Origin of the sequence: Actinomadura rayongensis (genome assembly GCF_009831215.1) — a bacterium.
Classification (GTDB): Bacteria; Actinomycetota; Actinomycetes; order Streptosporangiales; family Streptosporangiaceae; genus Spirillospora; species Spirillospora rayongensis.
In genome coordinates this window covers 377,761-391,566 of record NZ_WUTW01000004.1, presented here as the reverse complement: position 1 = coordinate 391,566, position 13,806 = coordinate 377,761, and the positions used below count along the sequence as shown (strand labels likewise).

Below are 13,806 nucleotides of genomic sequence, written 5' to 3'. Positions count from 1 at the left end.
GCGGATGAGGTCGAGATCGTCGCCGTTGTCCACGCCCCCAGAGTGCCACCCCGGACCCGATGGACTGACCGGCGCCGTCGCCGCCGAAAGATCTCCGGAAAGTTTTTCGGCGATGATGTCGATCGGCGTCGAGCCCGTTCGTAGCAAGGGTGAGAGACCGGGAAGCGCCCGGTCGCCGCAGCCTTCGGAGGCACACCATGTCCGTCACCACCGTCACCCCCGCTCCCGCCAAGGCCCTGATCCTCGGCGGCCTGGCCGCCACGGCCGCCGCGTCGGTCGCGACCGCCGTCGTCGCGGCGGTGGGCTCGGCGGCCGGGGTCAGCCTCGACGTCAGCGGCAAGCCGATCCCGGTGCCCGGGTTCGCGATGCTGACCGCCGTCTTCTCGGTGATCGGCCTGGCGCTCGCGCTGGTGCTGGCCCGCACGGTCCGCCGGCCGCGCGCGGTGTTCGTCCGCACGACGGTCGCGCTCACCGCCCTGTCGCTCGTGCCGGACGTGCTGGCGGACGCGTCCGTCGGCACCAAGGCGCTGCTCATGCTCACCCACCTGGTCGCCGCCGCGATCGTGATCCCGGCCGTCGCCCGCCGCCTGTCCGCCTGACCTTCGAAGGAGAAGAAGCGATGAAGACCTATCTGCTCGCCGTCCAGTTCGACGAGACCACCGAGTGGTCCGAGGAGGAGGTGGCGGCCCAGCGGGCGCAGGTGGCCAAGGTCAACGAGGAAATGACCGGAACCTGGGTGTTCCTCGGCGGCCTGCTGCCCTCGCACGCCTCGACGGTCGTCCGGCCCGCCGGCGGCGCGGTCACGGTGACCGACGGCCCGTTCGCCGAGACCAAGGAACAGCTCGGCGGGTTCTGGGTGATCCGCTGCGCGGACCTGGACCAGGCGCTGGCCTGGGCGGAGAAGTGCGCGCTGGCCTGCGGGGCGGCGATCGAGGTCCGCCCCTTCGAAGGCGCGCAGTGGGTCTAGCCCGCATGGATCTGGACGGCGTCTTCCGGGCCGAGTACGGCCGGTGCGTCGCGACGCTGACGCGCTTCCTCGGCGACATCGGGCTCGCCGAGGAAGCGGTCCAGGACGCGTTCGCCACCGCCCTGGAGAAATGGGACGAGCCGCCGCCCAACCCCGGCGCGTGGATCGTCACCACCGCCCGCAACCGCGCGATCGACCGGCTGCGCCGCGAATCGACCCGCGAGGCCCGCCACGCGCAGGCCCTCCTGCTCCAGCAACCCGACGAACCCGAGGACGTGGGACCGGTGCGCGACGACCAGCTCCGCATGATCTTCACCTGCTGCCACCCGGCGCTGGCGCCGTCCGCGCAGGCCGCGCTCACGCTGCGGCTGCTCGGCGGGCTGGAGACGGCCGAGATCGCCCGGGCCTACCTGGTGCCGGAGGCGACGGTCGCGCAGCGGATCGTCCGGGCGAAGAAGAAGATCCGCGACGCCGGGATCCCGTACCGGGTGCCCGGCCACGCCGAACTCCCCGACCGGCTGCCGCCCGTGCTGACCGTCCTCTACCTGGTGTTCAACGAGGGCTACGCCGCCACGTCGGGGGAGCTGGTCCGGACGGACCTGTGCCGCGAGGCCGTCCGCCTCGCCCGCGCGCTCGCCGACCTGATGCCCGACGAGCCCGAGGTCATCGGCCTGCTGGCCCTGCTCCTGCTCATCGAGGCGCGGCGTCCGGCGCGGGTCGGCCCGGACGGCGAACTGGTCGTCCTCGGCGACCAGGACCGCACGCTGTGGGACCGCGCCCTCATCGCCGAGGGCCACGAGCTGGTGCGTCGCTGCCTGCGGCGCGGTCAGCCGGGGCCGTACCAGATCCAGGCCGCGATCAACGCCGTCCACACCGACGGGACGGCCACCGACTGGACGCAGGTCCTCGCGCTCTACGACCAGCTCCTCCAGTTCGTCCCGACCCCGGTCGTGGCGCTCAACCGCGCGGTCGCCGTCGCCGAGGTCCACGGCCCGGCGGCGGCGCTCGCGGCCGTGGACGACCTGGACCTGCCGGGCTACCACCTGCTGCCCGCCGTCCGCGCCGACCTGCTCGCCCGCCTGGGCCGCACCGCCGACGCCGTCGCCGCCTACGACGCGGCGATCGCCCTGGCCGCCAACGCCACCGAACGGACGTTCCTGGAGACCCGCCGCGCCCGCCTCGCCCCGAACTAGCCGCCCGCCCGGACGAGCCCCGGCGCATGTCGCCGGAACGCCGCCGAAGCCGGGCACGGACGTCACGCCCGCGTACGGTGCCTCGGTTAGCGTGGGTCGATGACCGAGATCACGCATCGCGTCGTCCGCTCGGCGAGCGGCCTGGACCTGCACGTGGCCGAGGCGGGCGAGGGTCCGCTCGTCCTGCTCCTGCACGGCTTCCCCGAGTGCTGGTACTCCTGGCGGCACCAGCTCGCCGCGCTCGCCGACGCCGGGTACCACGCCGTCGCCCCCGACCAGCGCGGCTACGCCCGCACCGGCGGCCCCGCCGACGTCGCCGCCTACTCCCTGCTCCACCTCGCCGGGGACGCGCTCGGGCTGATCGGCGCGCTCGGCGCCGAGACCGCCGTCGTCGCCGGGCACGACTGGGGCGCGCCGGTCGCGTGGGCCGCCGCGCAGTACCGGCCCGACCTCGTCCGGGGCGTCGTCGGGCTGTCGGTGCCGCACTACCCGCGCCCGTCCCGGCCGCCGGTGGAGTCGCTGCGCGCGCTCGCCGGGGACGGCTTCTACATGGTCCGCTTCCAGGAGCCCGGCGTGCCCGACGCCGAGTTCGCCAAGGACCGCGAGGCGACGTTCCGGCGCGTGCTGTGGGCGCTGTCGGGGGACGCGGAGCCGTTCGTCCCGATCATCCCCGAGGGCAAGGGCTTCCTGGATGTCTGCCCCGAGCCGGAGACCCTGCCGTCCTGGCTCACCGAGGACGACATTCGCGTCTTCGCCGACGAGTACGCCGAGACGGGCTTCACCGGCCCCCTCAACTGGTACCGCAACCTGGACCGGAACTGGGAGCTGACCGCCGCCTGGCAGGACGCCCCCATCACGCCGCCCGCCCTGTTCGTCGCGGGCGAGCGCGACATGGTCGTCACCGCGCCCGGCGCGCTGCAGGCGATCGAGCGGATGCGCCGCGACGTCCCGGCCCTGCGCGAGCCCGTCCTGCTGCCCGGCTGCGGCCACTGGACGCAGCAGGAACGCCCCGCCGAGGTCTCCGCCGCCCTGATCGACTTCCTCGGGTCGCTCTGACCCCCGGAAATGTCACCGCCCCGGCGTACGGTCGGCGGGGTGAACCGCACCGACCGGCTGTACGCCCTCGTGGAGGAGCTGCGGGCGCGCGCGCCGCGCCGCGTCACCGCCCGCGAACTGGCCGACCTGTACGAGGTCAGCGCCCGCACGATCGAGCGCGACATCGGCGCGCTCCAGCAGGCGGGCGTCCCGATCTGGGCCGACGTCGGCCGCGGCGGCGGCTACACCGTCGACCCGAGCCGGACGCTGCCGCCGCTGAACTTCACGCCCGCCGAGGCCGTGGCGGTCGCGATCACGCTCGCCCGCGCGGACGGGTCGCCCTACTCCCGGGCGGCCCGGACCGCGCTCAACAAGATCGTCACGGCCATGTCGGCGGGCGACGGCGCCGCCGCCCGCGACCTCGCCGCCCGCATCCACTTCTTCGCCCGGCCGGACGCCGACGTCCCCGCGTCCGTCCCGGCGGTGCTGGAGGAGGCGATGACGACCCGGCGCGTCGTCCGGCTGGCCTACTCCGACGCGGTCGGGACGGTCACCGACCGCGACGTCGAACCCGTCGCGTTCACCGCCGGGACGCGCGTCTGGTACCTCATCGGCTGGTGCCGGCTGCGCGGCGCGGCCCGCGTGTTCCGCATCGACCGCGTCCGCCGGGCCGTGCTGCTCGACGAGACCGCGCCCGAACGCACGATCGGCGACCTCGACGTCGGGCCGCACCACATGGTCATGCGGTCGCTCGAACTGGCCTGAGAACTTCTCCGGAAACACCGACAGGGGGTTGTCGCGGGGCGGGCGCAGGATCGTTCACACCGGCGACCGGCCGGTCCTGCGAGAGGAGCGAGACCATGAGCGCGACGGCCTACAACTCGGTGGCGTGGTTCGAGATCGGCACCGACCGGCCCGCCGAGGTGCGGAAGTTCTTCGGCGAGCTGTTCGACTGGACGTTCGCGATCGGTCCCGAGGGCGAGCTGTCCTACCAGGAGATCACCGCGCCCGGCGCGGACGCCCCGAGCGGCGGGATCTTTCCGAGCGGCGGCGCCGCCCCGGACTACGCGATCTTCTACGTGGTCGTCGAGGACGTCGCCGCGACCGTGGAGCGCGCCCAGGAACTCGGCGGCAAGGTGATCGTCCCGCGCACCGAGGCCGCCAACGGCCTGGTGTTCGCGCACCTCGCCGACAGCGCGGGCCACCACTTCGGGGTGTTCACGCCGCCCGCCGTCTAATGCCCGCACGGGCCCGCACCCGGCCGCACGCGCCCGGCTGCGCGCCCCTGCGCAATGAGAAGGGCCGGTGTCCCCCTCGGACACCGGCCCCTCCGCGCGAGGTCGCGGCCTACACCTCCGCAACCTCCCGCCGGATCACGCGTCGCCGCCGGTGTTGCTCTCCGGGCTGCCGACGCCGCCCGCGAACACCGCGCTGACCGGCGCGTCCAGCTGGTACTTGGCGATGGCCGCCTGCAGCACCTCGTGCTTGACCTCGCCCTGGCCCGCCAGCCGGCTCAGCACCGCGAGCACGATCGACGCCGCGTCCACGTGGAAGTACCGGCGCGCGGCGGCGCGGGTGTCGGAGATCCCGAACCCGTCGGTGCCGAGCGAGGTGTAGTCCCCGGGGACCCACGGCGCGATCTGGTCCGGCACGGCCCGCATGAAGTCCGACACCGCGACGATCGGCCCGGCGACGTCGGCGAGCCTGCTCGTCAGGTACGGGACGCGCTGCTCCGCGTCGGGGTGCAGGAGGTTCCACTCCTCGCACGCCCGCGCCTCCCGGGCCAGCTCGTTCCAGGACGTCGCCGACCACACGTCCGCGCTGACGCCCCAGTCCGCGGCGAGCATCCGCTGCGCCTCGACCGCCCACCGCCCGGCCACGCCGGACGCCAGGATCTGCGCCTTCGGGGCCGTCCCGTTGCCCTCCACCGCCGGGCCCGTCCCGAACAGGTAGAGGCCCTTGAGCAGGCCGTCCACGTCCAGGCCCTCCGGCGCGACGGGCTGCTGGTACGGCTCGTTGTAGACGGTCAGGTAGTAGAAGACGTTCTCGCCGTCGGGGTGCTCCTCCGACGACCCGTACATGCGGCGCAGGGCGTCCTGCGTGATGTACGCCAGCTCGTACGCCCACATCGGGTCGTAGTGGACGCACGCCGGGTTCGTCGCGGCCAGCAGCGGCGAGTGCCCGTCGGCGTGCTGGAGGCCCTCGCCGGTGAGCGTGGTGCGGCCCGCCGTCGCGCCGAGCAGGAACCCGCGGCCCATCTGGTCGCCGAGCGCCCACATCTGGTCGCCGGTCCGCTGGAACCCGAACATCGAGTAGAAGATGTAGACCGGGATCATGTGGACGCCGTGCGTCGCGTAGGCCGTGCCCGCCGCGATCGTGGACGCCATCGACCCGGCCTCGCTGATGCCCTCGTGCAGCATCTGGCCCTGCTCGGACTCCTTGTAGGAGAGCAGCAGCTTGCGGTCCACGGCCTCGTAGGTCTGGCCGTGCGGTGAGTAGATCTTGGACGTGGGGAACAGCGAGTCCATGCCGAACGTCCGGTACTCGTCCGGAGCGATCGGGACGAAGCGCGCGCCGATCTCCTTGTCCTTGATCAGGTCCTTCAGCAGCCGGACGAACGCCATCGTCGTCGCCACGTTCTGCTTGCCCGACCCCTTGCGCAGCTCGGCGTACACCGGGTCGCCGGGCAGCTTCAGCGGCTTGGCCCGCACGACCCGCTTCGGCAGGAACCCGCCGAGCGCCGCGCGCCGCTCCCGCATGTACTGAATCTCGTCGGAGTCCTCGCCCGGGTGGTAGTACGGCGGCAGCTCGCCCTCCAGCGCTGAGTCCGGGATGTCCAGGTACAGGCGGTCCCGGAACTCCTTCAGCTCGGCCTTGGTGAGCTTCTTCATCTGGTGCGTGGCGTTGCGGGCCTCGAAGTCGGTGCCGAGCGTCCAGCCCTTGATCGTGTGGGCGAGGATCACCGTCGGCTGGCCCACGTGCTCACGGGCCGACTTGAACGCCGCGTAGACCTTGCGGTAGTCGTGGCCGCCGCGTGACAGCTTGCGCAGCTCGTCGTCCGAGAGGTCCTGGACGATCTTGCGCAGGCGCGGGTCGTCCCCGAAGAACTTGTCCCGGATGTACGCGCCGGACTCGACGGTGAACGTCTGGAACTGGCCGTCGGGCGTGGTGTTCATCTTGTTGACGAGCACGCCGTCGGCGTCCTGCGCGAGCAGCGGGTCCCAGTCGCGGCCCCACACCACCTTGATGACGTTCCAGCCCGCGCCCCGGAAGAACGATTCCAGCTCCTGGATGATCTTTCCGTTGCCGCGCACCGGTCCGTCGAGCTGCTGGAGGTTGCAGTTGACCACGAAGGTCAGGTTGTCCAGCTCCTCGCGGGCGGCCAGGCCGATCGCGCCGAGCGACTCGGGCTCGCCCATCTCGCCGTCGCCGAGGAACGCCCAGACGTGCGAGCGGGACGTGTCCTTGATCTTCCGGTTGTACAGGTAGCGGTTGAACCGCGCCTGGTACACCGAGTCGATCGCGGTGAGGCCCATCGAGACGGTCGGGAACTCCCAGAAGTCCGGCATGAGCCGGGGGTGGGGGTAGGACGAGAGCCCGCCGCCCGGGTGCGACATCTCCTGGCGGAAGCCGTCCAGCTTCTCCTCCGGGAGACGTCCCTCCAGGAACGCGCGCGCGTAGATGCCCGGCGCGGCGTGGCCCTGGATGAACACCTGGTCGCCGGACTCGCCGTGGTCCTTGCCGCGGAAGAAGTGGTTGAAGCCCACTTCGTACAGCGACGCCGCCGAGGCGTAGGTCGCGATGTGCCCGCCGACGCCGAGGTTCGGGCGGTTGGCCCGGGACACCATGATCGCGGCGTTCCACCGGATGTAGGCGCGGACCCGCCGCTCGATGTGCTCGTCGCCGGGGAACCAGGGCTCCTCCTCCGGCGGGATGGTGTTGATGAAGTCGGTGCTGCGCAGGCCGGGCACGCCGACCTGCTGCTCCCGCGCTCGCTCCAGGAGGCGGAGCATGACGTAGCGCGCCCTGCTGCGCCCCTCGGTCTTGATGACCGTGTCCAGTGACTCCAACCACTCCCGGGTCTCGTCCGGGTTGATGTCGGGCAACTGGGTGGGCAGGCCGTCGCTGATGATCGAAAAGCGTTGACGTCCGGAAGCCACGGGATCCCCTCTGTGCTTACCGTTTCTGCTGGTGGGCCCCCTGCCCCCGGAGCGGGGGAGTGATGCCCGGAACGACTGTTGGTCGCAGTGGTTCGTGATCCATCGTCGCCGTTCGTGGCGGCTAACGCATCTCTACCAACCGGTAACCATTCTCCCCGGTCAGCGGGGGTGGGAGCACCGGCGGGGTCCGATTCGTCCCGACTTGCGAGGCGGACGCGTCGCATGGGACGGAACGGGTAGACCGGACATGATGGAGGGGAACTGTGGAGAGCACTGTCATCGAGGTGACCACGGGCGGCACGGAGACCGTCCACGACATCACCTCCGCGTGCGCGCGCTTCGCGGCGGACGCGTCCGGCGGCGGGGACGGGCTGCTGCACGTCTTCGTCCCGCACGCGACGGCGGGGATCGCGCTCATCGAGCTGGGCGCGGGCAGCGACGACGACCTGCTGGCCGCCCTCGGGGACCTGCTGCCCGCCGACGACCGGTGGCGGCACGCCCACGGCTCGCGCGGCCACGGCCGCTCGCACGTGATGCCGGCGATCGTCGCGCCCTATGCGACGATTCCCGTCCTGGGCGGCCGGCCGGCACTCGGGACATGGCAGTCCATCGCGCTGGTCGACCTGAACGTCGACAATCGCGACCGCAGCGTCCGGTTGTCGTTCCTCGCGGGATGAGCACGGGTTGTTACGCTCCGTGGGAACCCGGTCACCGCGATTCCGGTGATCGGCCAATGAGGGCGCCAAAAGCCGGGAAGACACTTGCGCGACGGCTCCACCTTGTGTGGACTGTCCCGCAAACGCCGCGTCGGCGGCCGGTGGTCGAGAACCGCCGGAACGGCGCGGGCTGACGACAAGGGGAGGACTTTCGTGAGCGCGACCGCGGGCCAGGCGCAGTCTGAGCGCAGCCTGGCCGAACGGCTCGGCCTCAAGGCCGGCCAGGTGGTGCAGGAGATCGGCTACGACGACGACGTGGCCGAGGAGCTGCGCAGCTCCGTCGAGGCCGTCACCGGCGCCGACCTGGTCGACGAGGACTACGACGACGTCGTGGACGTCGTCCTGCTGTGGTGGCGGGACGAGGACGGCGACCTCTTCGAGGCCCTCACCGACGCGATGGTGGCGCTGGACGGCGGCGGCCAGATCTGGCTGCTGACCCCCAAGGCGGGCCGGGACGGGCATGTCGAGCCGAGCGACATCGGCGAGGCCGCCCAGACCGCCGGTCTCGCGCAGACCAGCAGCATCAGCGCGGCGGGGGAGTGGTCGGGCACCCGGCTCGTCGCCCCGAAGGTGCGCAAGTAGGACGCGGGCGGGTCCCGGGCGGCCGTCGCGCCCTCGCGGGTGGCAGACTGGCCGGGACCTGACCTGGAGGATCCGTGGCCGTCGAGATCGGCGCCGTCGCGCCGGACTTCACGCTGGACGACCAGCACGGCGCGCCGGTGCGGCTGTCGGACGTCCGCGCGCCCGTGCTCCTCGTGTTCTACCCGCTGGCGTTCAGCGGGGTGTGCACCGGGGAGCTGCGTGCTCTGCGGGACGCTGCGCCGTCGCTGGAGGCTCAGGTGCTGGCCGTCTCGGTGGACTCGATGTTCGCCCTGCGCGCCTGGTCGGACCAGGAGCGCTTTCCGTTTCCGCTGCTGTCGGACTTCTGGCCGCACGGGGACGTCGCGCGCCGCTACGGCGTGTTCGACGCCGACCGGGGGGTGGCCACGCGCGGGACGTTCGTTCTCGACGCGTCGGGCGTCGTGCGGTGGAAGGTCGAGAACGCCCTGCCCGACGCGCGCAGCCTGTCCGACTACCGCTCGGCGCTCGCCGCCCTCTGACCGGGAACCGCCGGGGCGCGTCGCGCGTCGGTGGGGGCATGGGCGAGGTAGTGAAGTACGAGCTGGACGACGCCACGCAGGTGGCGTTCGAGATCGCTCCCACGGACGAGTTCCGGCCGGTCGGGACGGCCGAGGACGTCCAGGGACGCGTGCGGGACGCGATCGACCCGGCGGTGCGGGCGGCGCGGGTCGTGCTGGAGCGGCTGAAGGACGCCTCGCCGGACGAGGTCGAGGTGAAGTTCGGCGTCAAGGTGTCCGGCACGGCGAACTGGCTCGTCGCCAAGGCCGCCACGGATGCGAACTTCGAGGTGAAACTCGTCTGGCGGTCCGGGGTCCCGGCCGCTGTGCCGGAAGAGGAACCCGAGGACGTCTAGTTTCGGCGGACGGGCCGGACGCGCGGCTTCTAAGCTGAAAAGCCCCGTTCTCTGGAACCTTTCATGTCCCCTTTTCCGGGCGGCTCGGCGTCGCCCCATCCCGCCGACAGCGCATGGGCGGCGCTGGTCTATGCGGGCGACCGGGCCTGCGGCAGCGCGGTGCTCGTCGACGCCACCCGGTTGCTGACCTGCAACCATGTGGCAGTCACCGACGATCTGTGGGTCGAGTTCCCGAAATCCGAGCGCGACGACGAGCGGCACCGGGTCGTCCGGGTCGAGCGGGCGCCGCGCTACGACCTGGCGTTGCTGACGCTCGACGGGCCGTGCGGCGTGGCGCCCGCGCCCGTCCGGCACCCGCCGCCGGCCGGGCTGGTGGACCGGGCCTGGTGGACGTTCGGATATCCGGACGGGGAAGTACACGGAAATGACGCTCGGGGCGTTGTCGGGATCGACCTCGGACGTGGTTTCGTGCGTCTCGACGCCCGTCCGGATTCGCGTTCCACGCTGCGCCGGGGCTTCAGCGGAAGCGGCCTGTGGTCGCCGGAGTACCAGGCGGTCGTCGGCGTCGTCGTGCAGGCCAATCCGGCGGGCGACGGAAAGGCCGTGACCTTTCACAAGGCGATCTCCTGCTTTCCCGACGCGAAACTGGACCGCCTCGCGGCCTGGACCGCCGGGGACGCCGACGAGGTCGCCCGAACGTCCTGGGGAATCACCCGCCGTCCGGGTTCCGGCTGGAATCTGAGCGACGATCCCGAGACCGCGCGGCATTGGAGCCCGCGCGCCCGGGGCGTGACCGTGGACAGCGAGCGCGGCCACCGCTTCGAGGGCCGCCGCACTGCGTTGTCGGAGATCGTCGGCTGGCTCGACGCGGACCGTCCCGACCGCCGCGTCCTCGTCGTGACGGGCTCACCGGGCGTCGGCAAGTCGGCCGTGCTCGGCCGGATCGTCACCACCGCCGACCCCACGCTCCGCGCGGAACTCCCCGCCGACGACAAGGGCGTCCGCGCGACGTCCGGGACGGTCCAGTGCGCCGTCCACGCCAAGGGCAAGACGGCCCTGGAAGTCGCGGCGGAGATCGCACGCGCCGCGTCCGCCCCGCTTCCCGAACGCCCCGACGACCTGGCCCCCGCCGTGCGCGCCGAACTGACCGAGCGTCCCCGCCCATTCGCGATCGTGGTGGACGCGCTGGACGAAGCGTCCACACCGGTCGACGCCCGCCGCGTCGTCGGCGACATCGTCCTGCCGCTCGCCCAGACCTGCGCCGACGTCGGCGTCCGGCTCGTCGTCGGCACGCGCCGCCACGACGACATCGGCGACCTGCTGGAGACGTTCGGCGCGGGCCGCGCGCTCATCGACCTGGACCTGCCCGAATACTTCGAGCTGCGCGACCTCGCGGCCTACGCCTTAGCCACGCTCCAGCTCCGAGGAGCCGAACGCCTCGGCAACCCCTACGACGACAAAGACATCGCGGAGGCGGTCGCCGAACGGATCGCCGAGCGCTCCGACCGCAACTTCCTGGTGGCGGGCCTGGTCGCCAAGAGTCACGGCCTGTACGACACCGACCCGGTCGATCCGAACGCTCTGTCGTTCGTCGGCACGGTCGACAACGCGCTGCACGCCTTCCTCGCCCGCGTCCCGCCGGTGCGCGGCATCCCGGCCGCCGACCTGCTCACCGTCCTCGCTTACGCCCAAGCACCCGGTCTGCCCATCGACCTGTGGCGGATCGCCGTGAACGCCCTGACCGACGTCCCGTTCACCGACCGCGACCTGCGCGCGTTCGCCCGCTCATCGGCGGCGAACTTCCTGGTCGAGACCGCACACGGCCGGTCGTACCGGCTTTTCCATCAAGCGCTGGACGACGTCCTGCTCGAAGCGCGCGCCAAGCTGACGCCCAGGTCGGACGACGAGTGCGCCATCGTGACGGCCTTCCTGGCACACGGCCACGCGACCGGCTGGGACGACGCGCCCGCCTACCTGCTGCGCTCACTGCCCGCCCACGCGGCACCCGCCGGGATGCTCGACGCGTTGCTGGCCGATCCCGCTTACATCCTGCACGCCGACCTGCCGCGCCTGCTGGCCGACAAGCATCTGGCCCGGACCGACGCGGGACGCACGCGCGTCCGCCTGCTCGACCTGACACCGCAGGCCCGGCGCGCCGACGCGGCCGAACGCTTGGCGATGCTGGCCCTCACCGAGAAGATGGAAGGGCTTGACGGTACTTTCACCGCGCTGACGGACACTGCCGACATCCCCTACCGGCCCGTCTGGGCGACCACGCGCCTCCGGCAGGAGGTCACCCGCTTCGAGGGCCACACCGGGCCGGTGCGCTCACTGTGTGCGCTCATCCTCCCGGACGGGGTGGTGGTGCTCGCGTCCGCCGCCGACGACGGCACCGTCCGCATCTGGGATCCGACGACGGGCAGCACTCGCCACGTCCTGAAATTCGACAAGGACTGGGTGCTCACGCTGTGCGCGGTGCCACTGCCGGACGGCGGGGCATTGCTGGCCACGGCCGGCGTGAACGGGATCGTGCGACTCTGGGATCCCGTCACCGGAATCGCGCGTCGTGAGTTCGAGGCCCATGTCGGACCTGTGCAGACGCTCTGCGCACTGCGCGACCAGGACGGGACGCCGTTGGTCGTGAGCGGCGGACTGAACGGCATATTTTGGATCTGTGACCCGCTCGCCGGGCAGAATTTTCGTGCATACTCCGGTTTCTGCGGAGCGATCTGCCCCGTCCCCGGTGAGGTTCCCCTACTGGCCAGCAGCAGCGAGGACGGGTCGGTGAAAATCTGGGACCCCAACTCCGGCGTTGTCTTCAAGAGCCATCTGGGTTCTGGCCTGCCCGTGCGGGCTCTGTGCGCCGTGCCAGGCGCCGACGGCGGAACGGTATTGGCGATCGTGGACGACACGCGCGCCGTGTACCTCTGGGACCTGCAGAACAACACAAGCCGGATCCTGGTGGGCTATCACACGAACGGAAGTGCGGTGTGCGCGCTTCGCGAACCGGCTGGCGGCGCCCGCTTGGCGATCGTCGGGGACGATCGCGTCGTGCGGATCTGCCATCTCCACGATCGTTTCGGACACCAGGTGCTCATCGGTCACACGGAGCGGGTGAGCGCCGTCTGCACCTTCCCCGAGCCCGGCGGCAAGACGCTGATGGCAACCGGCGGGGAGGACCACACGGTGCGCATCTGGGACTACGGAGACCGCGACGACGCGCTTCCGTTCCCGCCCATCGCGGACTCGGTGAACGCGCTCTGCCCGTTCACCGGTCCCGATGGACGCCCGTTGCTGGCCGCCGTCGGCAGAGAAAGCACAGTGAACGTTGTGGACGAGGTCGACGGAGCGACCGTAGTTTCCTACCACTGCCACAACCGGTCGGTGAACGCTGTATGCGCATTGCGCGTCTCGGGCGGCGTCTACCTCGCTACGGCCAGCAACGACGGCACGGTACGGCTCGTCGATCCGGGTACCGGACAGCACCGGCTGCTAAGGCAGGGCTACGGGCATTCGGTCACTACGGTCTGCATGCTTCCCATGCAAGGCGAAACACTGCTGGTCACCGGGGGCACCGACTGCGAAGTGCAGATCTGGGACCTGCGGACCCGGACCGTCCAGCGCGTTCTACGCGGTCACGCCGACTGGGTTCGCGCGGTCTGCGCCGTTCCATACCCGGGTCACGGGATCTTGTTGGCGACCGCCGGGGAGGACCGGACGATCCGGCTCTGGGATCCGCGCACTGCGTCCCTGTGTGCGGTCCTCGAAGGCCACGAGGGCGGGATCAATGCGCTGGCGGTCAGTCCCGACGCCGGGGGAGGCGTGCTGCTGGCGAGTGCGAGCAACGACCGCACCGTCCGGCTCTGGGATCCGGAGACCGGGACCGTGCGGCAGGTACTCGAAGGGCACACCGACTCGGTGAATGCCGTCTGCGCGCTGCCCGGCGGCAACGGTCGGGTGCGATTGGCGACGGCGAGCAGTGACCGGACGGTCCGGGTGTGGGACCTGCGGTCGGCGGCGCCGCTCACCATCCCGGTCCACCACACCGCGCACGCGGTCGCGAGCGTGGCGTCCGGGCTGGCGGTCGGCATGGACGCCGGCATTGCGCTCATCCGGCTGGACGGGCGCAACATCACCTGAGCCATTGGGTGTCCTTTCGTGGTCGGTGTGACGATCGACTGTTGTTTTCCTTTTATCACGTTCGGTGGTCTCGTGGCATCTGACGGGTGGGACGCGAGCTAGCTACAGAATTCTTTCCCAA

12 protein-coding genes are annotated in these 13,806 nt (G+C 71.6%); 11 read left to right on the top strand and 1 reads right to left on the bottom strand.

Annotation, left to right across the window (positions count from 1 at the left end; translation table 11 throughout):
• Positions 1-197 precede the first annotated feature (197 nt).
• The 6 genes from GQ466_RS21025 to GQ466_RS21000 all read left to right on the top strand — a co-directional run bounded on the left by GQ466_RS21025 (position 198) and on the right by GQ466_RS21000 (position 4,433).
• Positions 198-599 carry a DUF6069 family protein gene (locus GQ466_RS21025; protein WP_161104700.1) on the top strand — a complete coding sequence of 134 codons (402 nt, stop codon included), beginning with the start codon at positions 198-200 and terminating at the stop codon, positions 597-599.
• Positions 600-619: 20 nt separating this feature from the next.
• On the top strand, positions 620-967 hold the full coding sequence (locus GQ466_RS21020; RefSeq protein WP_161104699.1) for a YciI family protein: 348 nt from the start codon (positions 620-622) through the stop codon (positions 965-967).
• A 5-nt stretch (positions 968-972) separates the two neighbouring features.
• Positions 973-2,160: an RNA polymerase sigma factor gene (locus GQ466_RS21015; protein ID WP_161104698.1), complete on the top strand. Its 1,188-nt coding sequence runs from the start codon at positions 973-975 to the stop codon at positions 2,158-2,160.
• Positions 2,161-2,259: 99 nt separating this feature from the next.
• A complete protein-coding gene (locus GQ466_RS21010) occupies positions 2,260-3,216 on the top strand; it encodes an alpha/beta fold hydrolase (RefSeq protein WP_161104697.1) in 957 nt (318 codons plus the stop codon).
• Positions 3,217-3,255: 39 nt separating this feature from the next.
• Entirely contained in the window at positions 3,256-3,960 is a 705-nt protein-coding gene (locus GQ466_RS21005) for a WYL domain-containing protein (protein WP_161104696.1), read from the top strand.
• A 95-nt stretch (positions 3,961-4,055) separates the two neighbouring features.
• Complete coding sequence (locus GQ466_RS21000) at positions 4,056-4,433, top strand: VOC family protein (protein WP_161104695.1); 378 nt, start codon at positions 4,056-4,058, stop codon at positions 4,431-4,433.
• A 135-nt stretch (positions 4,434-4,568) separates the two neighbouring features.
• Here GQ466_RS21000 and aceE read toward each other — a convergent pair whose 3' ends face one another.
• Positions 4,569-7,355 carry a pyruvate dehydrogenase (acetyl-transferring), homodimeric type gene (gene aceE / locus GQ466_RS20995; protein WP_161104694.1) on the bottom strand — a complete coding sequence of 929 codons (2,787 nt, stop codon included), beginning with the start codon at positions 7,353-7,355 and terminating at the stop codon, positions 4,569-4,571.
• Positions 7,356-7,618: 263 nt separating this feature from the next.
• Between aceE and GQ466_RS20990 the strand changes: the two genes are divergently transcribed.
• From GQ466_RS20990 to GQ466_RS20970, 5 genes are all read left to right on the top strand, one after another.
• A complete protein-coding gene (locus tag GQ466_RS20990) occupies positions 7,619-8,032 on the top strand; it encodes a YjbQ family protein (RefSeq protein WP_161104693.1) in 414 nt (137 codons plus the stop codon).
• Positions 8,033-8,224: 192 nt separating this feature from the next.
• On the top strand, positions 8,225-8,653 hold the full coding sequence (locus GQ466_RS20985; protein ID WP_161104692.1) for a DUF3052 family protein: 429 nt from the start codon (positions 8,225-8,227) through the stop codon (positions 8,651-8,653).
• Between the two features lie 74 nt (positions 8,654-8,727).
• Complete coding sequence (locus GQ466_RS20980) at positions 8,728-9,171, top strand: redoxin domain-containing protein (RefSeq protein ID WP_161104691.1); 444 nt, start codon at positions 8,728-8,730, stop codon at positions 9,169-9,171.
• A gap of 38 nt (positions 9,172-9,209) precedes the next feature.
• On the top strand, positions 9,210-9,545 hold the full coding sequence (locus tag GQ466_RS20975; protein WP_161104690.1) for a CU044_2847 family protein: 336 nt from the start codon (positions 9,210-9,212) through the stop codon (positions 9,543-9,545).
• A gap of 63 nt (positions 9,546-9,608) precedes the next feature.
• The gene (locus GQ466_RS20970; RefSeq protein ID WP_161104689.1) at positions 9,609-13,685 is read left to right on the top strand and encodes a trypsin-like peptidase domain-containing protein; all 4,077 of its coding nucleotides are present in this window, start codon (positions 9,609-9,611) and stop codon (positions 13,683-13,685) included.
• Positions 13,686-13,806: the final 121 nt, after the last annotated feature.

What these genes read in the sequence shown, in the direction of transcription:
- GQ466_RS21025 (WP_161104700.1), top strand. Translation starts at nt 198, where the DNA reads ATGTCCGTCACCACCGTCACCCCCGCTCCCGCCAAGGCCCTGATCCTC.
- GQ466_RS21020 (WP_161104699.1), top strand. Translation starts at nt 620, where the DNA reads ATGAAGACCTATCTGCTCGCCGTCCAGTTCGACGAGACCACCGAGTGG.
- GQ466_RS21015 (WP_161104698.1), top strand. Translation starts at nt 973, where the DNA reads ATGGATCTGGACGGCGTCTTCCGGGCCGAGTACGGCCGGTGCGTCGCG.
- GQ466_RS21010 (WP_161104697.1), top strand. Translation starts at nt 2,260, where the DNA reads ATGACCGAGATCACGCATCGCGTCGTCCGCTCGGCGAGCGGCCTGGAC.
- GQ466_RS21000 (WP_161104695.1), top strand. Translation starts at nt 4,056, where the DNA reads ATGAGCGCGACGGCCTACAACTCGGTGGCGTGGTTCGAGATCGGCACC.
- GQ466_RS20975 (WP_161104690.1), top strand. Translation starts at nt 9,210, where the DNA reads ATGGGCGAGGTAGTGAAGTACGAGCTGGACGACGCCACGCAGGTGGCG.
- GQ466_RS20970 (WP_161104689.1), top strand. Translation starts at nt 9,609, where the DNA reads ATGTCCCCTTTTCCGGGCGGCTCGGCGTCGCCCCATCCCGCCGACAGC.